Origin of the sequence: Bradyrhizobium sp. Arg816, from assembly GCF_029989365.1 — a bacterium.
Taxonomy (GTDB): Bacteria; Pseudomonadota; Alphaproteobacteria; order Rhizobiales; family Xanthobacteraceae; genus Bradyrhizobium.
Map to the genome: position 1 here is coordinate 640,496 of NZ_JAPRAQ010000002.1, position 25,621 is coordinate 666,116.

A 25,621-nucleotide genomic window follows, 5' to 3' on the forward strand; every position below is an offset into this window, starting at 1 on the left:
GATGGTTCTCTCCACCAACCCAGGAGATTTCGCATGCGTGTTTTCGTTACCGGTGCCACCGGCTTCGTCGGCTCTGCCGTCGTTCGAGACCTGATGGCCGCCGGCCATCGCGTGCTCGGCCTCGCCCGCTCCGATGCCGGCGCCGCAGCGCTCACCGTGATGGGCGCGGAGGTCCATCGTGGGGCGCTGGAGGATCATGCGTCCTTACGCAGCGGCGCCGCCGCTTCGGACGGTGTCCTGCATCTCGGCTTCAACCACGACTTCTCGAAATTCGCCGACAATTGCGAGCTCGACCGCCGCGCGATCCTGGCGCTCGGTGAGGAGCTCAAAGGCTCGGACCGCCCTCTCATCGTCACCTCCGGTGTGGCGCTGCTGGCGCCCGGACGGCTCGCGACCGAAGACGATTCAGCGGCCCGCCACTTTCCGCGCGTCTCGGAAGCCACTGCCGAAGAGCTCGCAGAGCGCGGCGTCCGCACCGGCATCGTGCGGTTGCCACCCACGACCCATGGCGAGGGCGACCACGGCTTCGTTCCGCGCCTGATCGCGATCGCGCGGGAGAAAGGCGCCGCCGCCTATATCGGCGAAGGCGAAAACCGTTGGCCGGCCGCGCACCGCCTCGATGCCGCGCGCGTCTATCGTCTCGCGCTGGAGCAAGGCACAACCGCGCGGCGCTATCATGCGATCGCCGAGGAAGGCCTGCCGTTCAAGGCGATTGCCGAGGTGATCGGCCGAAGGCTCGGCGTCCCCGTCGTGTCCAAATCGCCTGGGGAAGCGGCGACGCATTTCGGCTGGTTCGCACAGTTCGCCGGCATCGACGTTCCGACCTCGAGCGCCAAGACGCGCGCTTTGCTCGGCTGGGCGCCCAAAGAAAAAGGGCTGATCGAGGATCTCGACCAGCCCTATTACTTCAAGACCTGACGGCGCGCGGCGCCGCCACCGGCAGATCAGTCCGTCGTGACGGCCGTCTCCATGTCGGTCGGATCGATCTGTCTGGCGAGGTTGGCGTTGAGCTTGTCGCGGTCGAGCTCACCCTCCCACCAGGCGACGATCACGCAGGCCACGCCGTTGCCACAGAGGTTGGTCAGCGCGCGGCACTCGCTCATGAACTTGTCGATGCCGAGCACGATCGCCATGCCCGGCACGAGGCGCGGATCGACCACGGCGAGCGTCGCTGCCAGCGTGATGAAGCCCGCGCCGGTGATGCCGGAGGCACCCTTCGAGGTCAGCATCGCCACCACCAGGATGGTGAGTTGCTGGCCGAAGGTGAGATCGAAGCCGAGCGCCTGCGCGATGAACAGCGTCGCCAGGGTCATGTAGATGTTGGTGCCGTCGAGATTGAACGAATAGCCCGTGGGCACCACGAGGCCGACCACCGACTTCGAGCAGCCGAGGCGCTCGAGTTTCTCCATCAAGGAAGGCAGCGCGCTTTCCGAGGACGAGGTGCCGAGCACGATCAACAGCTCGTCCTTGATGTAGGCGAGGAACTTGAAGATGGAGAAGCCGGCGAGGCGCGCGATGGTTCCGAGCACGACGAACACGAACAGCGCCGCGGTGACGTAGAACGTCGCGATCAGGCCGACCAGGTTGAGGATCGCCCCGGTGCCGAACTTGCCGATGGTGTAGGCCATCGCGCCGAACGCGCCGATCGGCGCCGCGCGCATCACGATGGAGATGACTCCGAACACCGCATGCGCGGCGTCATCGATGAAGCTGCGGATGGTGTGGCCGCGCTCGCCGAGGCCCATGATGGCGAAGCCGAACAGCACCGAGAACAGCAGCACCTGCAGGATCTCGCCTTGCGCGAAAGCGCCGACCACGGTGTCGGGGATGATGTGCAGGATGAAGTCGACCGACCTCTGACCCTCGGCCTGCTTGGCGTAGTTGGCGACGGCCTGCGCGTTGGCGGCGGCGCTGCCGAAGCCCGCACCCGGCTTCACCAGGTTGCCGATGATGAGTCCGATCACCAGCGCGAAGGTCGAGACGACCTCGAAATAGACCAGCGCCTTGACGCCGATGCGGCCGACCTTCTTGGCGTCCTGGATATGCGCGATGCCGGAGACCACGGTGCAGAAGATGATCGGCGCAATCACCATCTTGATCAGCTTGATGAAGCCGTCGCCCATCGCCTTGATCCACTCGTTGGTGGCGAGCGACGGCCAGAGCCAGCCGACCAAGGCGCCGAGCACGATGGCGATCAGCACCTGGACGTAGAGAACTTTGTACCACGGCTTGGCGGCGGCCGGCGCGACCGGCGCCCCCGCCATCGTTGTCGTCGTCATTGTTTTACTCCCCCTCAAACTCAGAGCCAGCCAAGATCAACTTGGCCGGCTCTGTCAATCGGAACTGCTCAGAATGGTGCGCTTTACCCGCGTCGATCGACGATCCGGCGGGCCGCCGGCATCAGCGCGGCGCCGAGCGCGTTCTTGACCACCGATGCCGCAATGAACGGCGCGACGCCGACCGCCCAGGCCTTGGTTGCGCCAAGGCCGATGCCGTAGGCCAACCAGCCGAAGCCGGCGATGAAAATCACGACATGGGCGAGCGCCATTGCTCCAAACAGCAGCACGACGTTGCGATCCCAACCGCGCTCGGCCAGCCAGCCGGTGATGAAGGCAGCCAGCACGAAGCCATACAGATAGCCGGCAGTCGGGCCGAGCAGCGGTGCAATTCCACCGACCGGACCGGCGAACACCGGCAGCCCCATCGCGCCTTCGGCGAGGTAGGCGATCATGGTTGCGCTGCCAAGGCGCCAGCCATAGGCGGCGCCGATCATCAGCACGACCAGCGTCTGCAGGGTCACGGGCACGTAAGGCAGCGGCAGATTCACCTTGGCTGATAGCGCCATCAAGGCGGTGCCGAGCGCGATCAGCACGACGGCGCGCAGTGCGCCGACGGCTTCGCCCGGGCGGGTCGGCCACATCAATGCGGCGAGAGGAGAATGCGTAGCGGCGGTCGGAACGGAACGGTCAGACAAGGGGCACTCCAGAAGGCTGTCCAAAACTGGCGGCTATTTAAGCCAGTGAGCGATCCGGTCAACTGCCTCGCGCATCTCCGCTGCCGAACGCGCATAGGAGAGCCGTATGAACGAACGACCATGGATGGGATCGAAATCGAGACCCGGCGTGGCCGCAACATGCGCCTGCTCCAGCATCTGCTTGGCGAACTCGAAACTGTCCGAAGTGAAGTCCGAGACGTCGGCATAGAGATAGAAGGCGCCATCGGCAGGCAGGAACTTGCTGAGGCCCGCCTTGGGCAATCCCTCGATCAGGATGCGCCGGTTTTCCTGATAGCCGTGCTTGATCTCCTCCATCTCGGCCGCACCGTCGAAGGCCGCCTCGGCCGCGATTTGCGACAATGACGGCACCGAGATCGAGAGGTTCTGCTGCAGCCGCTCGATCGGCCGCACCAGGATCTCGGGCACGACCATCCAGCCGACGCGCCAGCCGGTCATGCAAAAATATTTCGAGAACGAGTTGATCACGAGTGCGTGCTGCGACAGCGCCGCCGCCGTCGCCGCCGGAAACGCGTAGTCGAGCCCGTGATAGATCTCGTCGGAGATGAAGCGGATGCCGGCGTCTTCCGCCGCAGCGATCAGGCCGGCGAGCGCCTCGCGGGACATCATCGTCCCGGTCGGATTGGCCGGGCTGCCGACCAGCACGCCTTTCAGCGGCGCCTTGCGATGCTCCGCCAGCAGCGCCTCGCCGGTCAGAGCATGGCGCGTGTCATTGGTGGTCTCGATCAGCACCGGCTCGCAACCGAGCGCGGTGAGGATGTGACGGTAGGGCGGATAACCCGGCACCGTCACGGCGACGCGGTCGCCGGGCGCGAACATCGACAGGAAGGCCAGGATGAAGCCGCCGGAGGAGCCTGTCGTCACCACGATCCGCTCGGGGCTGACATCACAGCCATAGGCATCGCGATAGTGGCGCGCGATGCGTTCGCGCAATGAGGGGATGCCGAGCGCGGAGGTGTAATCGATCCGCCCGGCCTCGAGCGCCGCGTGGGCGGCCGCGATCGCGGTCTTCGGGGCGCCGGTTGCGGGCTGGCCGACCTCCATGTGGATGACATGGCCGCCTGCCGCCTCGATTCGGGCCGCGGCGGCCATCACGTCCATCACCATGAACGGGGGAACATCGCTGCGGCGGGAGGGCTCGAGCCACTGCCCCACCCGGTTCCTCAATGTCGCATCGTGCATCGAATTCTGCTATTCGCTGGCGAACCGGTCGGTTCGGTCCCGGAAACGGGGCGCTTGCGCCCCAGACTGGCCGCATTGTACGGCTCATAAGGGCATATCTCGTATCCGGTCCGCCGCCAATCGCCAAAAACCATTCACGAAACTGCTTGATCAAGACCGTTTGACCAAGCCCCTTGTTGACCAAGCCCGCCTGATGTTGCTCCAGATCGCATTGCGCAAGAAGGCCTCCTCCCTCACCGCCCTCGTCACTGCCGCGGCGATCGCGCTGTTGCCGATGCCGGCCGCGCATGCGCAGGCCAAGGGGCCGCCGATCCTGCGCGACACCGAGACCGAGCAGCTGCTGCGCGAATACACGCGCCCGATCCTGCGCGTTGCCGGTCTGGAAAAGCAGAACATCCAGATGGTGATCATCAACGAGGGCTCGTTCAACGCGTTCGTCGCGGACGGCCGCCGCATCTTCGTCAATTACGGCGCGATCCTCCAGTCGGAGACGCCGAACCAGATCATCGGCGTGCTCGCGCACGAGACCGGACATCTGGCCGGCGGCCATCTGTCCAAGCTGCGCGAACAGCTCGCCAACGCCCAGACCCAGATGATCATCGCCATGCTGCTCGGGGCCGGCGCGATTGCCGTGGGCAGCACCCGCGGCAGCAACAGCGCCGGCAACAACGGGCTCGCCAATGCCGGTGCTGCCGCCATCGCCGGACCGCAGGAGATGATCCGCCGCACGCTGCTGTCCTATCAGCGCCAGCAGGAGGAGAACGCCGATCGCGCCGGCGTGAAATTCCTGACCGCGACCCAGCAGTCGCCGAAGGGCATGTACGAGACCTTCAAGCGCTTCACCAGCGAGAGCCTGTTCGCGGCCCGCGGCACCGATCCCTATCTCCAGTCGCATCCGATGCCCGCCGAGCGCGTCGCATCGCTTCAGGAATTCGCCAGTTCCAGCCCCTATTGGGACAAGAAGGACGATCCCGCGCTCCAACTCCGCCACGACATGGTGCGCGCCAAGATTTCCGCCTTCATGGAGCGGCCGGAGACGGTCTACCGCCGCTACCCCCAGACCAACGACAGCATGCCGGCGCGCTATGCCCGCGCCATCAGCACCTATCTGCATGGCGATTTGCGCAGTGCCCTGGCCCAGATCGACGCGCTGATCCAGGTCCAGCCGAACAACCCGTATTTCTACGAGGTGCGCGGCCAGGCCCTGCTGGAGGGCGGCAAGCCGGCCGAGGCGATCCCTGCCCTGCGCAAGGCGGTGCAGCTGTCCAACAACGCCCCCCTCATCGAGATGTTACTTGGGCAGGCTCTGGTTGGATCGGATAATAAGGCCTACACCGATGATGCCGTTCGGATTCTCCGGGCCGCGGTGGCACGGGAACCGGAGGCTGCGCTCGGCTATATGCAGCTCGCGATGGCCTATGGCCGGAAGGGCGACTATGCCGAGGCGGATCTGGCGTCGGCGCAGGCCGCTTATCTGCGCGGCGACAACAAGACCGCCCGCGAGCTCGCCACGCGCGCGAAAACCCGTTTCGCCGTCGGCACGCCCGGATGGGTCAAGGCCGACGACATCGTGGCGGCCAAGCCGCCGCGCAACTAACGCGACCAAGACGACGCCTGACACCACGACGTCACGACACCGAGCTTAAGTCCGCCGGGACGTTTTCCGAAACCAGCTTTCGATAAGAGGATTTGCCTATGCCTTCGCTGCGCCTGCTTGCTCCCGCGCTGTTCGCGCTCGCCCTGTTCGGCGCAGCCGCGCCCGCGTCGGCCGACAGCTTCTCGGATGCCCAGCGCACCGATATCGAGGCGATCATCAAGAACTATCTCGTCACCCATCCCGAGGTGCTCGAGGAAGCGATGACCGAGCTCACCAAGCGCCAGGCCGCGGCCGAAACGCAGAAGCACGAAGCCAGCATCGCGCAGAACTCCGATGCGATCTTCAACTCGCCGCGCCAGGTCGTGCTCGGCAACAAGGACGGCGACGTCACCTTCGTCGAGTTCTTCGATTACAATTGCGGCTACTGCAAGCGCGCGATGGGCGACATGCTCGACCTCATGAAGGCCGATCCGAAGCTGAAGGTCGTGCTGAAGGAGTTTCCGGTGCTGAGCCAGGGCTCGGTCGAAGCGGCGCAGGTCGCCGTCGCCGTGCGCATGCAGGATCCCTCGGGCAAGAAGTATCTCGACTTCCACCAGAAGCTGCTCGGCGGCCGCGGCGCCGCCGACAAGGCGCGCGCGCTTCAGGCGGCCAAGGAAGCCGGCCTCGACACCGCCAAGATCGAGAAGGACATCGGCAGCCCCGAGGTGCGCGCCACCATCGAGGAGAATTTCAAGCTCGCCGAAGCGATGGGCATGAACGGCACGCCGAGCTACGTGATCGGAAAGCAGATCGTGATCGGCGCCGTCGGCCTCGACAGCCTGAAGGAAAAGATCGGCGTTGCCCGCTGCGGCAAAGCGACCTGCTGACAAGGCGAGCTGCTGATCGCGCGTTTCAGAATTCACGCATGCAAGGAGGCCGGCTGAAAAGCCGGCCTTTTTCGTTGGCCGAATACTGGCGCGAATCCGGCGCGCGCATTCATCTGGCGTTCAACAAACAAATGCCGCGGAACCCTAGATGTTCCGGAACTCCTGATACCTCCTTTCGTTGTCGGCGCGGGCAATGACGCAAAGAACACACGTGAGGAGAACTCGATGTCTAACCGCTTTATGATCTCGGTCGCCGCGCTCGCGCTCGTCGCAGGCACCGGACTGGCGAACGCACAGGGCACCATGAACCGCGACAGCGGTGGTGGCGCCGGTGCGCAGCCGACGCAACATTCGCAGCCCGCCGGCGGCGCGGCTGAACGTGGCGCGATGGGCAAGGAATCCGCTCCCGAGAAGGGCACCGTCGGCCAGGCTGGCGGCGCCATGAAGCCCGGCGGAGCAGCCGAGGAGAAGTCGTCCGGCGCGACGGAGAAATCCGGCGCTATGGAAAAGTCAGGCGGGATGGAAAAGTCCGGCACGATGAACAAGAACGCGGCTGACGAGAAGGCCGGCGCGGCGAAGGGCGAGCACGCCCAGGGTGCACAGGACAAGGCCACACAGGACAAGTCGAAGAGCACGATGGACAAGTCCCAAATGGACAAGTCCAAGAGCACCGAGACTGACACCAAGAGCGGCAACATGAACGCCCAGACCAAGGGCGCGGACGGCAAGGCTGCCGACACCAAGTCTCAGACCACGACCGGCACCGCGCCTGCGACCGCTGCTGCACCGCCTGCCGAGAAGCGGACCGAGATCTCGACGGCGATCAAGTCGACCAAGATCGAAGAGACCACCAACGTCAACTTCAACATCTCGGTCGGCGCCGCGATCCCGGCGTCCGTTCGCTTCCATCCCCTTCCGCCCCGGATCGTGGAAATCTATCCGGAGTGGCGCGGCTATGACGTGATCTACGTCCGCGGACAGTACATCATCGTCCGTCCGCAGACGCGCGAGATCGTGTACATCATCGAAGGCTAAGCCGCCTGACTGACGGCCCAATGAGCCCTTGCCGAGAGATCGGCAGGGGCTTTTGGCCGATTGGGCGGCCTCCCCTGCCTGTCCCGCCCGGCAGCCACGATTAGAACTGGTTAACAAGCAATTTCCGTAACTTCCGCACAGGTTTTTGCACCCCGGATGAGCTGTTTGAAGCCCCCTGGGAGGTCCTTCAAGGCTTCCCCTAGGGCGCTTTGTTACCTATAACCCCCGCCACGCCGAAGCACCTCTTGCGGGATTGGAATGGCCGAACCAGCAACCGACACGATCCTCGTTCTCAACGGGCCGAACCTCAACATGTTGGGGACGCGCGAGCCCGAGAAGTATGGCCATGCGACGCTGGCCGACGTCGAAACGCTGTGCCGGGAGACGGCGGCGGCGTACGGCCTCAAGGCCGACTGCCGGCAGTCCAACCGCGAAGGCGAGCTGATCGACTTCGTCCACGAGGCGCACGCCCGCAAGATGAAGGGCATCATCATCAATGCCGGCGGCTATTCGCACACCTCGATCGCGCTGCACGATGCGCTGCTCGCGGTGCAGATCCCGACCGTCGAAGTGCACGTGACCAACATCCACGCCCGCGAGAGCTTCCGTCACCATTCCTACACCGCGCGCGCGGCCTTCGCCTCGCTCTGCGGTTTCGGCATCGAGGGCTACCGCCTCGCGATCCAGGGCCTTGCCGCCAAGCTCGGCATCAAGTCCAAAGCCTGACGCTCCCTCTTCACACAGAACATTCGGATCAGAACATGGCGCGCCAGCCAGACGACAAAGCAGCCGTAAAGTTTTCCAGCGAGGATTCCGCGCTCGTCCGCGAGCTTGCACTCCTGCTCGATGAGACCAGCCTCACCGAGATCGAGATCGAACGGGCCGGCCTTCGCCTGCGCGTCGCCCGCAACATCAGCGTTGCCGCGACCATGCCGATGCAGATGGCGGCCGCTCCCGCCGTCCTGCCGGCGGCCGCAGCTGCCGCCGCACCCGCCGCGGCCGACCTGTCGAAGCATCCGGGCGCGGTGACCTCGCCGATGGTGGGCACCGCCTACTGGGCGCCGGAGCCCGGCGCCAAGCCGTTCATCGAGGTCGGCAGCAAGGTTTCGGTCGGCCAGACGCTGCTGATCATCGAAGCCATGAAGACCATGAACCAGATCCCCTCGCCGCGCGCCGGCACGGTGACGCAGATCCTGGTCGAAGACGGCCAGCCGGTCGAGTACGGCGAGCCGCTCGTCATCATTGAGTGAGGGAGTGGCGAATAGCGAGTAGCGAATAGTTACTCTTCCCTATTCGCCATTCGCTATTCCCCATTCGCCCCATGAGGCACCATGTTCGACAAGATCCTCATAGCCAATCGCGGCGAGATCGCCCTTCGCATCCTGCGCGCCTGCAAGGAGCTCGGCATCGCGACCGTGGCCGTGCACTCCACCGCCGACGCCGACGCCATGCATGTGCGCCTGTCGGACGAGAGCGTTTGCATCGGGCCGCCGCCGTCCAAGGACAGCTATCTCAACGTCCCCGCGCTGCTCGCGGCCTGCGAGATCACCGGCGCGGATGCCGTGCATCCCGGCTACGGCTTCCTCTCCGAGAACGCGCGCTTCGCCGAGATCCTTTCCGAGCACAATCTGCATTTCATCGGCCCCAAGGCCGAGCACATCCGCCTGATGGGCGACAAGATCGAGGCCAAGAAGACCGCCAAGCGGCTCGGTATCCCCGTGGTGCCCGGTTCCGATGGTGGGGTCGGCCCCGAGGACGACGCGATGGCGATCGCGAAGAAGATCGGCTTCCCCGTGCTGGTGAAGGCGGCAGCCGGCGGCGGTGGCCGCGGCATGAAGGTCGCGCAGAGCGAGGCCGACCTCCAGGTGGCGCTGTCGACGGCGGCCAACGAGGCCAAATCCGCTTTCGGTGACGCGTCCGTCTATCTCGAAAAATACCTCCAGAAGCCGCGCCACATCGAAATCCAGATCCTCGGTGACGGCCGCGGCGGCGCGATCCATCTCGGCGAGCGCGACTGCTCGCTGCAGCGCCGCCACCAGAAGGTCTGGGAGGAAGGTCCCTCGCCCGTCCTTGCCGCCGCTGCACGCGCCAAGATCGGCGAAACCTGCGCCAAGGCGATGCGCGAGATGAAATATCTCGGCGTCGGCACCATCGAATTCCTGTTCGAGGACGGCGAGTTCTACTTCATCGAGATGAACACCCGCATCCAGGTCGAGCATCCCGTCACCGAGAGCATCACCGACATCGACCTCGTGCTGGAGCAGATCCGCATCGCTGCCGGCGGTGATCTGCCGGCCAAGCAAAGCGAGATTCAGATCATCGGCCATGCCATCGAGTGCCGCATCAACGCCGAGAATCCACAGACCTTCCGTCCCTCGCCGGGCCGCATCACGCAATATCACCCGCCCGGCGGGCTCGGTGTGCGGATCGATTCCGCGGTCTATCAGGGCTACACCATTCCGCCCTATTACGACTCCCTCGTCGGCAAGCTGATCGTGCACGGCAAGACCCGCAGCGAATGCCTGATGCGGCTGCGCCGGGCGCTGGACGAGATGGTGGTCGAGGGCATCGAGACGACGTTGCCGTTGTTCCGCGACCTGGTGCGCCAGCCCTCGATCATCGACGGCGACTATCACATCCACTGGCTGGAACAGTACCTCGCCGGGAAGGAACCGGCCGCGGGGTAATCCTCGCTCCCCGTGGAACCCTTTGGCCCCCAACGCGTTCTGGACGGCGGGGACAGTTCCCGAGGGGGCGTTTTGACTTCCATTGACGTGACAAAGCGAGACCGTCGTGACGACTGATGCGCAACGACGGCGCTCCATGTGGCAGATCCTGCTCTTCTCGGCGGGCCTTCTGGTGTTGACCGTGATCAGCGCGGGCTCCGTCTACCTGGTCAACAAGGCCAGAGACGACAGCAAATGGGTGGTTCACACCATCGAGGCGGAGAACCAGATCAACGCCCTGCTGCTGGAAATCCGGCGTGCCGAGAGCGCCGCCCGCGGCTATCTCCTGACGCAAGGAGCGGATTTCAAGGCCGACCATGACAAAGCCGTGGCAGCGATCATACCTGCCCTCGACAAGCTCACGCGCCTGACCGGCGATAATCCGGCGCAACGCGGCAATATCGAGAAGCTGAGCGCGGCCATCGAAATCCGGCTGGGGCAATTCAAGCAGGAGCTCGACTTCATCGGCCAGAATCGGCCCGACAAGGCCATAGCGCAGGTCCGCGAGGCCGCCTCCACCGACACCACGGCCGAGATCAGCAAAGTCGCGGTCTCCATGATCCAGGAGGAGGAGCGCCTGTTCCGGCTCCGATCGGTCAATTCCGACCGCAGCCAGACGCTGGCGGCCTCGATGACCGGCATCGGTTCGGGCCTCGTGGTGCTGCTGACCCTGATCTCGATCTGGCTGGTGCGGCGCTCGGTGCGGGCCCGCGACGAGGCCGAGGCGCGCCTGCGCGACGCCTACGCCAACCTCGAGACCGTCGTCGACGAACGCACGGCAGACCTGCGCGAGGCCAACAACGAGATTCAGCGCTTTGCCTATATCGTCAGCCACGATCTCCGCTCGCCACTCGTCAACATCATGGGTTTCACCAGCGAACTCGAAGAGCTTGGCGGCGACATTTTCCGCCGTATTGGCGGCCTCACCCATGTCCCGGCCGATGGCCCGCCGCTAGCTGACGGCGAGGTCACGCTCGAGGGCCCCGACAAGGAGCTTTCGGCGGATTTTTCCGAAGCGCTCGGCTTCATCAAGTCGTCGATCGCCAAGATGGACCGCCTGATCTCGGCGATCCTCAACCTCACCCGCGAGGGCCGGCGCGAATTCGTGCCCGAGAAGATCGACACCCGCGAGTTGATCGAAGCCATCGTCTCGACGCTGGCGCATCAGTCCGCCGAAGCGCAGGCCGAGATCCATGTCGCGCCGCTGCCGGATCTCGTCAGCGACCGCCTTGCGCTGGAGCAGATCTTCTCCAATCTGATCGACAACGCCATCAAATACCTCAAGGCCGGCGCCCCCGGCGAGATCAGAATCCGCGGGCGCACCAAGCTTGGCTACGCTATCTTCGAGATCAGCGATAACGGCCGCGGGATCGATCCGAAAGATCACCAGCGGATTTTCGACCTGTTTCGCCGGGCGGGAACCCAGGACAAGCCTGGTCAGGGTATCGGTCTCGCGCATGTGCGTGCACTTGTGCGCCGCCTCGGCGGTACCATGTCGGTATCATCGGAACTGAATACGGGCAGCACCTTCACCATCACGCTGCCTATCACCTGGAACGCAAGCAACCGGAACGCCGACCAATGACTCAACCCGTCACCATCATCATGATCGAGGACGACGAGGGCCACGCCCGGCTGATCGAGCGAAACATTCGCCGATCCGGCGTCAACAACGAGATCATCCCCTTCGCCAACGGCACGGACGCGATGAAGCACCTGTTCGGCGCCGACGGCACCGGGCTCGTGCAGAAGGGCAATGCGCTCCTGATCCTGCTCGATCTCAACCTCCCCGACATGACCGGGATCGACATCCTGAAGCAGATCAAGGAGAACAAATATCTGAAGGCCTCGCCCGTGGTGGTGCTGACCACCACTGACGATTCCCAGGAAATCAAGCGTTGCTATGAGCTCGGCTGCAACGTCTACATCACCAAGCCCGTGAACTACGAGAATTTCGCCAATGCCATCCGGCAGCTCGGCCTGTTCTTCTCGGTCATCCAGGTCCCGCCCGCCGCCTCATGAACCAGCACACGCCAACACTGCTCTACATCGACGACGACGCGGCCTTGGCCCGCCTGGTCGATCGCGGCCTGACGCGGCGCGGCTACAAGGTCATTCATGCCGCGAGCGGCGAGGAAGGCCTGGAGCGCATCCGCCGCGCGGGGACGCAAAACAGCGCCGACCGCTGCATCGACGTCGTGGCGCTCGACCAGTACATGCCCGGCCTCGACGGGCTGGAGACGCTCGAGCAGATCATGGCGATCCCTGATGCGCCGCCCGTGGTGTTCGTCACCGCGTCGCAGGATTCCAGCATCGCGGTCACCGCGCTGAAGGCGGGCGCGGCCGATTATCTCGTCAAGGACGTCAAGGGCGACTTCATCCCCCTGCTCCACGTCGCCGCCGAAGGCGCGCTGCGCCAGGCCGAATTGCAGAAGGCGCGCGAGGAAGCCGAAGCGGAGATCCATGCATCTCGCGACCGCTACGCCGCGCTCGCCGCCGAACGCGAGCTGCTGCTGCGCGAGGTCAATCACCGCGTCGGCAACTCGCTCCAGATCATCGCCTCGCTGCTGCATCTCCAGGCGAACTCCGCAGGCCAGGAAGAGGTCAAGGCGGCGCTGACCAACGCGATGGGCCGCGTCGCCGCGGTCGCGCAGGTGCACCGCCGGCTCTACACCTCGCAGGACCTGAAGAGCGTGGTGCTGAACCAGTATCTGGATTCGCTGCTCGAGGATCTCAGGCGCTCGGCCGAAGGCAACCGGATGTCACGGCTGACGGTGAAGGCCGAGCCGATCGAGATCGATCCGGACCGCGCCGTCGCCGTCGGCATCATCGTCAACGAGCTGGTGATGAACGCGGTGAAATACGCCTATCCCGACGGCGCCGGCCCCATCCACGTCGAGCTGACCTCGCAGGGCGAGGATCTGTTGCTGGCGATTAGCGACGACGGCGTCGGCGACAAGGTCAAGGCGGATCCACGTTCGACCGGCATGGGCCAGCGCATCGTCGCGGCGATGGCCACCAAGCTCGACGCCACCGTCGAGCGCGACCCCGACCATTCCGGAACTCGCGTCATGCTGAGGTTCCGCCGCACGCCCGCAGCCCCCGACAAGACCAACAACGCCGCCGCAGGCTGACCCTCGCCCCCTTCGCAACACCTCCACGATCCTGCTATTGTTGCGCCATGACTTCGCGCGACTCCGCTTCGTCTGAAATCACGCCGGCCGTGCTGTTGCGCGCCTATGCCTGCGGCATCTTTCCGATGGCCGAGAGCGCCGACGATCCGACCCTGTTCTGGGTCGAGCCGGAATTGCGCGGCGTCATCCCGCTCGCGGGATTTCGCGTGGCCTCACGGCTCGCGCGCACCGTCCGTTCGGACGCCTTTCGCGTCACCGTCAACACCTCGTTCAAGGCAACGATCGCCGGCTGCGCCGCGCCGCAGGCGGGGCGCGAGGACACCTGGATCAACAAGCGGATTCGCGACCTCTATGGCGGCCTCTACGAGCTCGGCCATTGCCACAGCGTCGAGGCCTGGCGGGGCGACGACCTGGTCGGCGGGCTCTACGGCGTCAGCCTGGGCCGCGCCTTCTTCGGCGAGAGCATGTTTCACACCGCGCGCGATGCCTCGAAGGTCGCGCTGGTGCACCTGGTCGCGCGGCTGATCCATGGCGGCTTCGAGCTGCTCGACACGCAGTACGTCACCGAGCATTTGAAGAGTTTTGGCGCGGTCGAGATTTCGCGTCGGCGCTACACCGCACTGCTCGACAAGGCCCTCGCCGGTGACCCCGGTGATTTCCTGAGGCTGTCGGCCGGTGACGCGATCCCGGGCGCACGCGCGCTCGAGATCGTCGCCTCGCGGCCATGATCGGTGATGGGGCCTAGCGCCCGAACCCGGGAATACCGAACAGGCCCGGCCGCTGCTCCGGCGGCGGCGGAGGTGGCGGCGCCGGCTGCTGCTGCTGGATCGGCGGCAAGGGCTGCGGCGGACGCTGCTGCACGGCCTGCTTGGGTGGTGCCGCCTTCTTCTGCGCGGGCGGCGGAGCCGGCGGCTTTGCCGCGGCCGGATCGGGCGCCGCGGTCGCAATGGTCTGCTGCGGCTCTTTGCAGTCGGTGAGCCAGATGTCGTAGATCGGATGCTCGACGCCGTGCAGGCCGGGGCTCGCCGCATACATCCAGCCCGAGAAGATGCGCTTCACCTCGCCCTGCAAGGTGATCTCGTCGACCTCGACGAAGGCGTCGGTATTGGTGGCTTCCGTCGCCGGCCGCGTATAGCAGGCGTCGGTCTTGACCCGCAGCGCGCCGAACTGGACGGTCTCGCCGATGTCCTCGTCGAAATTGATGATGCGCCCGGTGATCTTGTCGAGGCCGGAGAAGGTCGCCTTCTTGTTCACGATCTTCTGGGCCGGCGGCTCGGTCACGACCTCGTCGCCCGGCTGGAGGCTCGCCGGGGTCTGCGGGACAGTGCCGCCCGGCCCGCCCTTCTGCTGGGGCTGGCGCTGACCGGGCGCACCCGGGGCTCCCGGCGCATTGGGCGGAGCGACCGCCACCGACGGCGGCTGGTTCGGCGGAGCGACGGTTGAGCCCGGCGGCGGCGCCAGGGGCTGGCTCTCGACCGGCCCCGGCATCACGTTACCTTGCCGTCCCTGCGGCGGCGCCATCGGGCGCGACGGCAGCACGCGGCCTTGCGGCGGCAGCGCGGGGACTTCCTCGTCGTCGTCATCGGGGATCTGAGGCTGCGGCTGGCCACGCGGAATCGCCCCCGGTGGCCGCGGTGGCGGGTCGGAGAAGATCGTGCCGATCTGCGCCTGCGCGGGCGTCGCAACCGTCAATGCGGTGGCGGCCAGAAGCGCCGCAAGACCTGGCAGGGCAAGTCTTGTAAAGGTAAAGGTTCGAACCATCTTCTCGCGCGGCTTCAACAGCGAATCGGGCTTGCTGGACATTCTACACGGGATACCGCCGCTCGCAGGCCACCCGGTTAACACGGCGAATACGGCGGGGGAAGGGCGGCATCCCTGCCCTGCCCGCCGCCCGCTGGCCAGACCGGCGGCCGGATGGGATAGTTCACCGGCCCCTCCCCGGGGCCGAGGCGGGCAGCGCCCCCGGAAACGACGTCCAACGATAACAGAAAGCCCAAGGTCGCTCCCATGCCCGTCGTGCTCGATCCCGATGCCGCCGCCGTCTACAAGGCCTTCCAGGAGGCCGGCCGCCCCGCCTACGAGACGCTGACGGCACCGGAAGCCCGCGCCTATTACGGGCAGGCCCGCTTCGCCACCAACCCCGAGCCGCCGGAACTGGCGCGCGTCGCCGCGCTGGCGATCCCGGCGCCGCACGGCGAAATCCCCGGCCGCATCTACGTGCCGAGGCAGCCGCGCCTTCAGAACGGCCTGTCGCCGGCGCTGGTGTTCTTCCATGGCGGCGGCTGGGTGATCGGCGATCTCGACTCCCACGACGTCGTCTGCCGCCAGCTAGCCGTCGAGGGCGCGCTGATCGTGATCTCGGTCGATTACCGCCTCGCGCCCGAGCACAAATTTCCCGCCGCCGCCGATGACGCGATCGCCGCCACAAAATGGATTGCCGCGAATGCGCGCGAGCTCGGCATCGATGCCTCGCGCCTTTCGATCGGCGGCGACAGCGCCGGCGGCAATCTCGCCGCCGTGGTTGCGCTCACCGCACGCGACGGCGATGGTCCGAAGATCGCGAGCCAGGTCCTGATCTACCCCGCGACCGATTTCGCCATGACGCACGGCTCCCACAGCGAGCCCGAGACCAGCGTGCTGCTGACCCATTCGGTGATCCGCTGGTTCCGCGATCATTATCTCAACGGCACCGCCGACGTCCACGACTGGCGCGCCTCGCCGGCACGCGCGAAAAGCCTCGCCGGGCTGCCGCCGGCCTATGTGCTGACCGCCGGCGCCGATCCCCTGCGCGACGAAGGCCACGACTATGCCGAGCGCCTCAGGCAGGCCGGCGTGCCCGTCACGTACAAGCACTATCCCGGCCAATTCCACGGCTTCTTCACGATGGGCAAATTGCTGCAGCAGGCCAACCTCGCCGTCAGCGAGATCGGCGCGTGGCTGAAAGGATTGGGCTGACGCCGCCGTCCCGGATGCCACCCATTCTCCAAACTCTCTTCGCTCTCCCCCTGCGCGCGCTGACATGGCTCGGCAGCCAGGGCACCCGTGCGGTGGCCGCCGTGGTGTTCATTGCGGCCGCGGTGCCGCCGCTCGGGATGCTGCTGCGGCCCTACGTCACCGAGGCGATCTTCGGGCTTCTCTGCATCTCCTTCATGCGGGTCGATCTGGCCGCGCTCGTTGGCCATCTGCGCCGGCCGGCGCTGGTCGCGACCGCCACCGCCTGGACCACGATCGGCGTGCCGCTGATCGTCGGGCTGGTCGCCCATGCGACGGGGCTCACGGCCCGCTCGCCCGGCCTTGCGCTGGCGCTGATGCTCCAGAGCATGGCCTCGCCGATGATGGCTTCTCCGGCGCTTGCCGCGCTGATGGGCCTCGATGCCACGCTCGTGCTGGTCACGCTGGTGACCTCGACCGCGCTGGTGCCGTTCACGGCCTCGCTGTTCGCGGGCCTCTTCCTCGGCGACATGCTCACCATCTCGCCGCCGGCGCTCGGCCTGAAGCTGCTCGGCATTCTCGCGGCATCGCTGCTGGCTGCAACCTTGATCCGATGGGTCTTCGGCGCTGACGCGATCCAGCGTCACAAGAAGCCGATCGACGGCTTCAACATTATCATCCTCTTGATCTTCGCAGCCGCGATCATGGGCGATGTCGTGAGCGACCTCGTGGCCCAGCCGCTCTTCACGATCGGCCTGGCGGCTCTGTCCTTTGCGATCTATTTCACGCTACTCGCCGTCACCACGCTGCTGTTCCGCCGCATCGGCTATGAGCGCGCGCTGGCGCTCGGGCTGATGGTGTCACAGCGCAATCTGGGCCTGATGCTGGCCGCGACCGCCGGCGCGCTGCCGCCCACCACCTGGCTCTATTTCGCGATGACGCAGTTTCCGATCCATCTTGCGCCCTACATGCTGACGCCGATCGCGCGCCGCCTGGTGGCCCGCGCGGATGGCGCCGGTACGGCAGCCGCGGGCGAGGCGACCTAGGACGCAGTCGCAGCCGGCTTTGAGGCCCTGAAGAGATAGCGGTTGGTGCTGAAGAAGTATTGTCCCGCCCGGCCGAGACGCTCGAACTCACTGTGCCATGTTTCGAGATCATCGGCTGAAACGTCGTGCCTGCGGGCGACGAAGTCCCGAATGCCCTGGGCCAGCCCCTTGCTGTAGCTATCGTCATCGTACTGCAAATTCAGGATTGGAAAGACCGACGCTCCGTCCAGGTGAAGTCGTGCATTCACCAATCTGTGGGCCATCGACCTTGGGAGACGCGGGTGAGCGCAGTGCGCTTCCCATGATTTCATCACCGCGGCCATACGTTCCGGGCTTTCGGAATGCCACACCACTGCGTCCCAATCCGTTGCGACGAAAATCGTGCGGCCGCCCGGCTTGAGCACGCGAAATGTCTCTGCGAGGACGCGGTCGACATCAGGCACGTACTCGGCAACCTGCGTGCACACGACGACATCGAACGACGCATCGGATTGACGCAATTCCGTGGCGTTGCCGATCGCATATGAAATCCAGGCGGAAGCCTTCTGCCGGTTGCAGACCGCAATCAGGTCGGTCGACACATCGATACCGACGACAGCACCATCAGGCCCAACGATCTGCGCCATGCTTTCGCAGAGATAGCCGGGACCACATCCAATATCGAGAACGCTCTCGCCGGCAGAAAGATTGAGCTGCCGAATTGTCTCCGCGCGCTGGGCGGTCACGTCCCCCGTGAGATAAAGTCTCTGGAGCCGTTTTGCGTTCTCGTTGCTGTACTCCATCCCGGTCATCTTCGCCTCCACGCTCGAGTGCCAGGTGAGATTCCCTAACTCGCCCGCGCCGCGCGCCGCAGCGCCTGGGGCGGCTGGCCGAAGGCGCGGATGAAGGCGCGCCGCATGCGCTCGGGGTCGCCAAATCCGGTCGCCTCCGCGACGAGCTCGATCGCCTCGCGCGAGGACTGGACGCGCTCGCGCGCGACCTCGATCCGCAAGCGCTCGATCGCTTTCGACGGCGTCGTGCCGGTCTCCGCGGCAAAGGCGCGGGCAAAATGCCGTGCGCTCATGCCGGCACGATCGGCGAGATCTTCGACCGTCAGCCGGGCATCGAGGTTCTCGCGCGCCCAGGACAGCAGCGCGCCGAACCGGCCGTTCGGTGTCTTCAACTCCAAGAGCGATGAAAACTGCGACTGGCCGCCGCTGCGGCGATGATACAGCACGAGCTGGCGGGCGGCCTGTTGCGCGATCTCCTCGCCATGGTCCTCGGTGACCATCGCGAGCGCGAGGTCGATACCCGCGGTGATGCCCGCCGACGTCCACACATTGCCGTCATGCGTGAAGATCTGGTCCGGCTCGAACTTCACCTTGGGATAGCGCGCGACGAAATCCCGTGTGCGGCCCCAATGCGTGGTGGCGCGGCGCCCATCGAGCAGGCCCGCCTCGGCCAGCACATAGGCGCCCGAGCAGACGCTGGCGACCCGCACGCCGCGCCGCGCCAGCCGCTGCACGAAGGCGCGCGTAACCTCGCAGCGTGCGGCCTCCGTCACGCCTGCGCCACCCGCGATGACCAGTGTGGTGATCGCGTTCGCCGACTTGAAGTCGCGCGCCATCATTTCCACGCCGGACGAGCTGCGCACGGGCCCAGCGTTCAGTGCCAGTACGCGGATCGCAGGTAGCTTGCCGGTGGCGCGCGCCGCGATCTCGAACACCGAGATCGGGCCCGCCGCATCGAGCAACTGGAAATCGGGGAAGATCAGGATGCCGATCATGGTCATGTCCGAAAGTGAGGGAATTACGCCATTTTGGACGGAAGGGCATCATGAGAGGCTGCGTCCGTCAAGCTCATCTTTGGAGGACCTGCCCATGTCGTCACCGCTCCAGATCGGTCTTTTGGTGTTTCCGCGCGTCACCCAGCTCGATTTCACCGGTCCCCTGCAGGTGTTTGCCAACGTGCCCGGCGCAAAACTGCATCTGATCTGGAAGCGCATCGAGCCGGTGCCGAGCGACTCCGTGCTGACGCTGACGCCGACCACGACGTTCGCCGACTGTCCGCAGCTCGACGTCATTTGCGTGCCCGGCGGCGCCGGCACCAACGACCTGCTCAATGACGAAGAAGTGCTGGATTTCCTGCGCAGACAGGCCGAAGGCGCCAAATACGTCACCTCGGTCTGCACGGGGGCGCTTGCGCTCGGCGCGGCCGGCCTGCTCAAGGGCTACCGCGCCGCCACGCATTGGAGCGCGATGGAGATGCTCGGCCAGTTCGGCGCCACGCCGACCAAGACGCGCGTCTGCAACGACCGCAACCGCGTCACCGGCGGCGGCGTCACCGCCGGGATCGATTTCGCGCTGACGCTGGTGTCGATCCTGGTCGACCGCACCACGGCGGAAGCGATCCAGCTCCAGATCGAATACAACCCCGCCCCGCCGTTCACGTCCGGCTCGCCCGACACTGCGCCAGCCGAAGTGCTGGCCTTGCTGAGAGAGCGCGGCGCCGCAAACCAGGCCCGCCGCCTCGAGGCGGTCAAGCGCGCGGCTGAGCGGGTGATGTAGCTCTCATGTCCCGGACGCGGTGCAGCGTGCAACGCTGCGCCGCAGAGCCGGGACCCACACCACACGGATTGCTGAGAGAAATGGGCCGCGGATCAGCAGCGCACCACTTCGTGCTGCGCTGCGTCCGGGCACGAGACACCAACACAAATCCCCAACAGAAAAAAGCTTCCGGCTTCCCAAGCGGCCTTCTGTCTCACGGAGCGCGCCGCTTCTTCAGCACCGCACTGCTGACATGACGCTGTCAGGAGCCTGTCGCGACAATCCGGATCGCGCCCAACACCCACGGTCGCGTGCGCACAGGAGAATCTGACCATGGCGCGATACCGGCTGCATTGCATCGGGGCTTCGGGCAATTCGTTCAAGGTCGCGCTATTCCTCAACTGCGCCAGGCTCGACTGGGAGCCGGTCGGCCTCGACTTCGCCGGCGGCGAGACCCGCACGCCTGACTGGCGGGCCGCCACCAATGTCATGGGCGAAGTCCCTGTCCTCGAGGTCGATGGCCGGCACATGAGCCAGTCCGGTGCGATCCTGCTGTGGCTCGCCGAGACCCACGGCGTGTTCGGTCCGACGCCCGAGGAGACGTTCGAAGCCACGCGCTGGCTGCTGTTCGACAATCACAAGTTCACCGCGAACTTCGCCCAGCACCGGTTTCAGCGCTGCTTCATGCCGGAGCCCGCCCATCCCGCTGTGCTCGCTTACTTGCGCGCGCGGACCGACAGCGCCTTCTCGATCGTCGACAGACACCTCTCCCACCGCAGCTTCATGCTAGGCGATCGGCCGACGATCGTCGATTTCTCAATGTTGGGCTATCTGTACTATCCGACCGAGGAGACGGGCTTTGATCTTGCCGCGACTTTCCCGGCGATTAATGCCTGGCGCCGGCGTGTCGCCGAACTGCCGGGCTGGAAGCCGCCCTATGAGATGATGCCAGTCGGCAACTCACCGACGCTCCATCTCTGAGAAGCGAGCAGAGCAACAGATCAAAGAAAAAGGCCGCTCGGTTTCCCAAGCGGCCTTTCCTGTCTTACGGCGGCTGCACATTCCATCGGGCGATTTCGAACTTCCAGACCGGGGGCCTATCTCCCGATCGAGTCCTGGTCGGCGGCCGCTGCATCTCGGGACAGTCGCGAACTGTTGCCCGAACCGAACGCGATGGTCTCCCATCTCCGTAAGATGGGACCATTGAGCCGCATCGCCCACGTAGCCGCAACGCCCGCGCAAGCGCTGTCCCCGCTGTTCCCGTTGTCCACAGCAGAATGAGGCGGATGCTGGTGCATCCACCCCTACGGCAAGGATTCGGACGGAGAAGCTAGCCAGGCGTCCAGGGCTGATAGTCGCCGGTCGCCTTGGGACGCTTGCCGCTGGCAAGCGTCGAGCCGGAGGGCCGATAGGCGTTGGGCGTACCGGTGGGGTTCGGCTGGTGCGGCTTTTGCCACTCGCGCGGCTGGTAGTTCTCTTCAGTCGGCGGCACATCGACGACGTGATGCATCCATCCGTGCCAACCCGTCGGAATGCGGCTTGCCTCGGCGTAACCGTTATAGATGACCCAGCGTCGCTCGAATCCGAGCGTCGGATCGATCGCGCCGCCGCGGGTCCGATAATAGCGGTTTCCCTGCTCGTCCTGGCCGACCAGTTCGCCGTACCGCTTGGTCCAGAGCTGGGTGCCAAAGGTCTGGCCACTCCACCAGGTGAAGAACTTGAGGAAGAATTGTTTCATACGGCTAGGGCCCTGCTTCGTGAGGCCCTGATGCCATCCGGGCGGCAAAATGTCCAGTTCGGCGGGGGCGGCCGTGCCCCACGCAAATGTGTGCTCCGTCGCAGACAGAGCCGCAAATCGGACGCGATCCGTTCATGCCGGGTACAGCGGCCGCGTGAAAATCTCCCCGTCACACGCGCACAGCCGCGTGAACCCTGGAACCGCAGGCCTTTCAAGAGGTTTGCTTCCGGGAAAAGGAGTTTGAAAATGAACAGTCTGAGAGTTTTGAGCGCCGCGGCAGCAATCGCGTTGGTTCTTCCGTTGGCGACGCCGAGCTTCGCCCAGGGCCGTGGCGGCCACGGCGGCGGTGGCGGCGGCGCTCATTTTGGCGGTGGCGGTGGCGGCGCTCACTTTGGTGGTGGCGGCGCCCGCATGGGCGGCGGCAGCTTTGGCGGCGCGCGGATGGGTGGCGGCGGCGGCAATTTCGCGGGCGGCGCGGCCATGCGCCCGAGCGCCGGCGTAGCCATGCGTCCGACCGCAGGACCAGGCTTTAGTGGTGGCGGCGGCCGTCCCCTCGCAGTCGCGGGTAACAACTGGCGTGGCGGCGGCGGCAACTGGCACGGCGGCGGCTGGCATCGTCGCGGTGGATTCTGGCCCGGCGTCGCCGCGGGTGCGGCCATCGGCGGCCTCGGCTCCTACGCCTATTACGGTGGCGGGTACGACAACGATCCCTACTACTATGGTGACGACAGCTACTATGACGAGCCGTCGGTCGCGGTGGTGCCGGACGGCGGTGGCGACTCGTCGGCTTATTGCGCGCAGCGCTACAGGTCCTACGATCCGGGCTCGGGCACGTATCTTGGGTATGACGGCCAGCGTCATCCCTGCCCGTAAGCAGATCGACAACGCTTGAAGGAAGAGGCGTCGCATCGGTGCGGCGCCTCTTTCGTTTGTCGCGCGCTCATCGCCTGTTTCGCGCGCAGCCCGCGCATCGCGCGCGAGAATCTATGCACCCGAGCGCGAGGGACCTCTATTCACCGCACCGTGCATATCTACAATGATCCAATCCCAAATTGACCCGTCCCGCGATTCGCCTATATCACCGATGAATGTTGGGACTTCGATCTACTGGGAAATGTCATGCCGCGTATCCTCGTGGTAGATGACGATCCGATGGTCGGCGCGACCATCGAGGTTCTGCTCCAACGTCAGGGCTTCGATGTCACGATGGCTGACGGCGGCGAAACGGGCCTGGCTGCGCTCGAAGCGCAGACGTTTGACGTGATGCTGGTCGACATCTTCATGCCGCACATGCGCGGCTTCGAATCCATCCGCATCTTTCACGAGCGCGCGCCGGCGATCCCTCTGATCGCGATGTCCGGCTACGCCTTCGCCTCGTCTGCCTCGCCCTCCCCCGATTTCCTTCGCATGGCACTGGAACTGGGCGCGACACGCTGCCTGCGCAAGCCGTTCACGCCGGACGCGCTCCTGACCACGATCCGGGAATGCCTCGGCGAGGCCACGCAGCCGAAGGACAAGAAAGAAGTCCCTTGATCCCAACGCAGCGCGTCATTCTCGGTGCTGGACTTGCAATCCTCCTGATCATCACCGCCGCCTCGATCGGACTCGACGTCAAGTCGCGGTTCGATGCCGCCTGGGTCAATCACACCATCGAGACGCAGAAGAAGATCTCCGATCTGCGCGTGCTGATGCGGCGCGCAGAGAGCGCCGCGCGCGGCTACGAAATCTATCGCAACCCGAGCTTCAGCGACGAGTTTCAGGCGGTACACGCCCAGATCGCGCCGGCGCTCGCCGACCTCAAGCGCAGCCTGCGTGACAATCCCGATCAGGTCGAGCTCATCGAGGGCACCGAGCCGCTGGCGCTGCGCCGGGTCGAGATCGCCGCAGAGGTGATGCGCCTGCGCGCCGAGAACGACCAGGCCGGTGTTGCCGCGCTCCAGGGCAAGGCCGAGGGCCGCGGCCTGATGGACACGGTGATGGACAATCTCGATCATCTGAGCGCGGAGGAAGAGCGATTGCTCGCCGCCCGCGCCCAGAGTTCCCGCCGTACCGGCATCGTCCTGCTCGGCATCGACGTGATCGGCGCGCTGGTGATCCTGCTGCTGGTCGCAATGCTGATGCGCGAGAGCCGGCGCACCACGGTCGCGCTGAAGAGCACGCTGCTGGAGACCACGGCGGCGAAAGAGCAACTCGAGGCCGCCGTCGCCGAGCGCACCGAGCATCTCGTCAACGCGCATGACGAGCTGCGGCTGTCGGTCAACGTGCTCCAGAGCACATTCCACAGCATGGCCGAGGCTGTGCTGGTGATCGACGCCGAGGGCACTGTCCTTCTGTCCAATCCGGCCGCGGAGCGCATCTTGCTGCATCGCGCCGGCATGAGCCTGCGCAATCTGCGCGCCCTGTCCGACGTGTTTCACGGCGACGGCGTCACGCCGCTCAGGGCGGACGAGCTGCCGTCGACGCGCGTGCTGCGCGGCGAGCACTTCGAGAACCTGGAGATGATCGTCCGCCCGCACAGCGGCAACGATCCCCGCCATCTGATGATCAGCGGCCGGCCAATGCGCGACGGACAAGGCAACGTCTCGGGCGCCGTGCTGGTCTATCACGATGCGACCACTTCGCGCGAAACCGAGCGGCAGCTGCACCAGTCGCAGAAGCTGGATGCGATCGGCAAGCTGACCGGCGGCGTCGCGCACGACTTCAACAACATGCTCACCGTGATCTCCGGCAATACCGAGACGCTGGTGGCGAGCCTGAAGCAGCAGCCCGAGCTCCAGCGCGTGGCACGGCTGATCGACGATGCCGCCGAGCGCTGCGCCGAGCTGATCCAGCATCTGCTCGCCTTTGCACGACGGCAGCCGCTCCAGCCGCGCAATGTCGAGATCAACGGCGCGATCGCCGATATCGCCAAGCTACTGCGCCCCACCCTCGGCGAGCAGATCCAGATCGAGACCGTGCTGGAACAGGGACCGATGACCGCGCACATCGATCCGTCCCGCCTCACCAATGCCGTGCTCAACATGGCGATCAACGCCCGCGACGCCATGCCGAACGGCGGCAAGCTGCTGCTCGAGACCCACCACGTCGTGCTCGACGAGGCCTATGCGCAGGCCCACGCGGAGGTGCAGCCCGGCCCCTACGTGATGCTCGCGGTCAGCGACACCGGCACCGGCATGTCGGCGGACATCCAGCAGAAGGCGTTCGAGCCGTTCTTCACGACCAAGGAGGTCGGCAAGGGCTCGGGCCTCGGCCTCTCCATGGTCTACGGCTTCGTCAAGCAGTCCGGCGGCCACATCAAGATCTACAGCGAGGAAGGCCACGGCACCACGATCAAGCTCTACCTGCCGCCGGGCGACGGCATGACGGATGCGGCGGCCCCCCTGGCGCCGCAGGCCGAAGGCGGCGCCGAGACCATTTTCGTGGTCGAGGACGACACGCTGGTGCGCAACTTCGTCACCGCGCAGCTGCAGAGCCTCGGCTACGACACGGTCGCCGCGCCCGACAGCCGCGCCGCGCTGGACATGATCGAGGCCGGCCAGGACTTCGACCTCCTGTTCACCGACGTCGTGATCCCCGGCGGCATGAGCGGTCGCGAGCTCGCCGAAGCGGTGGCCAAGCGACGGCCGGGCGTGAGGGTGCTCTACACCTCCGGCTACACCGACAACGCCATCGTCCATCACGGCAAGCTCGACGACGGCGTGCTGCTGCTGACAAAACCCTACCGCCGCAACCAGCTCGCCGAGATGATCAGGAAGGCGCTGAACGGCGGCGGGATGACCGCGGGCTAGAGCATTTTCTCTCGGCTTCGAAAGCGCGCGGATTGTGTGT

At 65.7% G+C, this 25,621-nt stretch carries 25 protein-coding genes; 18 read left to right on the top strand and 7 right to left on the bottom strand.

The annotated features are described in order from the left end of the window. The first annotated feature begins 33 nt into the window (after window positions 1-33). Window positions 34-918, top strand: a complete 885-nt coding sequence (locus OWC48_RS08085) for an SDR family oxidoreductase (protein ID WP_282519486.1) — start codon at window positions 34-36, stop codon at window positions 916-918. Between the two features lie 26 nt (window positions 919-944). On the opposite strand, the gene OWC48_RS08090 is transcribed toward OWC48_RS08085, so the two are convergent. The 3 genes from OWC48_RS08090 to OWC48_RS08100 all read right to left on the bottom strand — a co-directional run bounded on the left by OWC48_RS08090 (window position 945) and on the right by OWC48_RS08100 (window position 4,195). Beyond that, window positions 945-2,279 carry a dicarboxylate/amino acid:cation symporter gene (locus OWC48_RS08090; protein WP_063983546.1) on the bottom strand — a complete coding sequence of 445 codons (1,335 nt, stop codon included), beginning with the start codon at window positions 2,277-2,279 and terminating at the stop codon, window positions 945-947. Window positions 2,280-2,362: 83 nt separating this feature from the next. Beyond that, on the bottom strand, window positions 2,363-2,920 hold the full coding sequence (locus OWC48_RS08095) for a biotin transporter BioY (RefSeq protein WP_282519595.1): 558 nt from the start codon (window positions 2,918-2,920) through the stop codon (window positions 2,363-2,365). Between the two features lie 87 nt (window positions 2,921-3,007). Next, entirely contained in the window at window positions 3,008-4,195 is a 1,188-nt protein-coding gene (locus tag OWC48_RS08100) for a pyridoxal phosphate-dependent aminotransferase (RefSeq protein WP_282519487.1), read from the bottom strand. Window positions 4,196-4,388: 193 nt separating this feature from the next. On the opposite strand from OWC48_RS08100, the gene OWC48_RS08105 reads away from it, so the two are divergent. The 10 genes from OWC48_RS08105 to aat all read left to right on the top strand — a co-directional run bounded on the left by OWC48_RS08105 (window position 4,389) and on the right by aat (window position 14,281). After that, window positions 4,389-5,792, top strand: coding sequence for a M48 family metalloprotease (locus OWC48_RS08105; RefSeq protein ID WP_282519488.1), 1,404 nt, complete (start codon window positions 4,389-4,391; stop codon window positions 5,790-5,792). Between the two features lie 98 nt (window positions 5,793-5,890). Then, window positions 5,891-6,658 carry a DsbA family protein gene (locus OWC48_RS08110; protein ID WP_282519489.1) on the top strand — a complete coding sequence of 256 codons (768 nt, stop codon included), beginning with the start codon at window positions 5,891-5,893 and terminating at the stop codon, window positions 6,656-6,658. Window positions 6,659-6,883: 225 nt separating this feature from the next. Continuing rightward, window positions 6,884-7,693: a DUF1236 domain-containing protein gene (locus tag OWC48_RS08115; RefSeq protein ID WP_282519490.1), complete on the top strand. Its 810-nt coding sequence runs from the start codon at window positions 6,884-6,886 to the stop codon at window positions 7,691-7,693. A gap of 258 nt (window positions 7,694-7,951) precedes the next feature. Next, a complete protein-coding gene (gene aroQ / locus OWC48_RS08120; protein ID WP_282519491.1) occupies window positions 7,952-8,419 on the top strand; it encodes a type II 3-dehydroquinate dehydratase in 468 nt (155 codons plus the stop codon). Window positions 8,420-8,454: 35 nt separating this feature from the next. Further along, complete coding sequence (gene accB / locus OWC48_RS08125; protein ID WP_282519492.1) at window positions 8,455-8,943, top strand: acetyl-CoA carboxylase biotin carboxyl carrier protein; 489 nt, start codon at window positions 8,455-8,457, stop codon at window positions 8,941-8,943. An 81-nt stretch (window positions 8,944-9,024) separates the two neighbouring features. Continuing rightward, complete coding sequence (gene accC / locus OWC48_RS08130) at window positions 9,025-10,380, top strand: acetyl-CoA carboxylase biotin carboxylase subunit (protein WP_282519493.1); 1,356 nt, start codon at window positions 9,025-9,027, stop codon at window positions 10,378-10,380. A gap of 106 nt (window positions 10,381-10,486) precedes the next feature. Then, a complete protein-coding gene (locus OWC48_RS08135; protein ID WP_282519494.1) occupies window positions 10,487-12,004 on the top strand; it encodes a CHASE3 domain-containing protein in 1,518 nt (505 codons plus the stop codon). Next, on the top strand, window positions 12,001-12,441 hold the full coding sequence (locus OWC48_RS08140; RefSeq protein WP_014495596.1) for a response regulator: 441 nt from the start codon (window positions 12,001-12,003) through the stop codon (window positions 12,439-12,441). Before OWC48_RS08135 ends, OWC48_RS08140 begins: the two co-directional genes overlap by 4 nt. Continuing rightward, a complete protein-coding gene (locus tag OWC48_RS08145) occupies window positions 12,438-13,553 on the top strand; it encodes a sensor histidine kinase (RefSeq protein WP_282519495.1) in 1,116 nt (371 codons plus the stop codon). Before OWC48_RS08140 ends, OWC48_RS08145 begins: the two co-directional genes overlap by 4 nt. Before the next feature lie 47 nt (window positions 13,554-13,600). Continuing rightward, entirely contained in the window at window positions 13,601-14,281 is a 681-nt protein-coding gene (gene aat, locus OWC48_RS08150; RefSeq protein ID WP_282519496.1) for a leucyl/phenylalanyl-tRNA--protein transferase, read from the top strand. A gap of 13 nt (window positions 14,282-14,294) precedes the next feature. Here aat and OWC48_RS08155 read toward each other — a convergent pair whose 3' ends face one another. Next, the gene (locus OWC48_RS08155) at window positions 14,295-15,356 is read right to left on the bottom strand and encodes a DUF2155 domain-containing protein (protein ID WP_282519497.1); all 1,062 of its coding nucleotides are present in this window, start codon (window positions 15,354-15,356) and stop codon (window positions 14,295-14,297) included. Between the two features lie 204 nt (window positions 15,357-15,560). Here OWC48_RS08155 and OWC48_RS08160 point away from each other — a divergent pair, with 204 nt between their 5' ends. Both OWC48_RS08160 and OWC48_RS08165 read left to right on the top strand, forming a co-directional pair. Then, window positions 15,561-16,508 (top strand): alpha/beta hydrolase, encoded by a 948-nt coding sequence (locus OWC48_RS08160; RefSeq protein WP_282519498.1) that lies wholly within the window; start codon window positions 15,561-15,563, stop codon window positions 16,506-16,508. 14 nt (window positions 16,509-16,522) lie between these two features. After that, window positions 16,523-17,530, top strand: coding sequence for a Na+-dependent transporter (locus OWC48_RS08165; RefSeq protein ID WP_282519596.1), 1,008 nt, complete (start codon window positions 16,523-16,525; stop codon window positions 17,528-17,530). Here OWC48_RS08165 and OWC48_RS08170 read toward each other — a convergent pair. Together OWC48_RS08170 and OWC48_RS08175 are read right to left on the bottom strand one after the other, a co-directional pair. Further along, window positions 17,527-18,321: a methyltransferase domain-containing protein gene (locus OWC48_RS08170; protein WP_282519499.1), complete on the bottom strand. Its 795-nt coding sequence runs from the start codon at window positions 18,319-18,321 to the stop codon at window positions 17,527-17,529. The two genes, OWC48_RS08165 and OWC48_RS08170, sit on opposite strands and share 4 nt — an antisense overlap. Before the next feature lie 35 nt (window positions 18,322-18,356). Beyond that, window positions 18,357-19,295 carry a GlxA family transcriptional regulator gene (locus tag OWC48_RS08175; protein WP_282519500.1) on the bottom strand — a complete coding sequence of 313 codons (939 nt, stop codon included), beginning with the start codon at window positions 19,293-19,295 and terminating at the stop codon, window positions 18,357-18,359. A gap of 94 nt (window positions 19,296-19,389) precedes the next feature. Between OWC48_RS08175 and OWC48_RS08180 the strand changes: the two genes are divergently transcribed. Next, window positions 19,390-20,076, top strand: coding sequence for a DJ-1/PfpI family protein (locus OWC48_RS08180; protein ID WP_282519501.1), 687 nt, complete (start codon window positions 19,390-19,392; stop codon window positions 20,074-20,076). A gap of 312 nt (window positions 20,077-20,388) precedes the next feature. Further along, window positions 20,389-21,036: a glutathione S-transferase family protein gene (locus OWC48_RS08185; protein WP_282519502.1), complete on the top strand. Its 648-nt coding sequence runs from the start codon at window positions 20,389-20,391 to the stop codon at window positions 21,034-21,036. Window positions 21,037-21,385: 349 nt separating this feature from the next. On the opposite strand, the gene OWC48_RS08190 is transcribed toward OWC48_RS08185, so the two are convergent. Beyond that, window positions 21,386-21,793, bottom strand: coding sequence for an NADH:ubiquinone oxidoreductase subunit NDUFA12 (locus OWC48_RS08190; protein ID WP_028148726.1), 408 nt, complete (start codon window positions 21,791-21,793; stop codon window positions 21,386-21,388). Between the two features lie 246 nt (window positions 21,794-22,039). Here OWC48_RS08190 and OWC48_RS08195 point away from each other — a divergent pair, with 246 nt between their 5' ends. The 3 genes from OWC48_RS08195 to OWC48_RS08205 all read left to right on the top strand — a co-directional run bounded on the left by OWC48_RS08195 (window position 22,040) and on the right by OWC48_RS08205 (window position 25,581). Then, complete coding sequence (locus OWC48_RS08195) at window positions 22,040-22,666, top strand: BA14K family protein (protein ID WP_282519503.1); 627 nt, start codon at window positions 22,040-22,042, stop codon at window positions 22,664-22,666. A 246-nt stretch (window positions 22,667-22,912) separates the two neighbouring features. Continuing rightward, window positions 22,913-23,326, top strand: coding sequence for a response regulator (locus tag OWC48_RS08200; RefSeq protein WP_282519504.1), 414 nt, complete (start codon window positions 22,913-22,915; stop codon window positions 23,324-23,326). Next, window positions 23,323-25,581, top strand: coding sequence for a CHASE3 domain-containing protein (locus OWC48_RS08205; RefSeq protein ID WP_282519505.1), 2,259 nt, complete (start codon window positions 23,323-23,325; stop codon window positions 25,579-25,581). Before OWC48_RS08200 ends, OWC48_RS08205 begins: the two co-directional genes overlap by 4 nt. Window positions 25,582-25,621 lie beyond the last annotated feature (40 nt).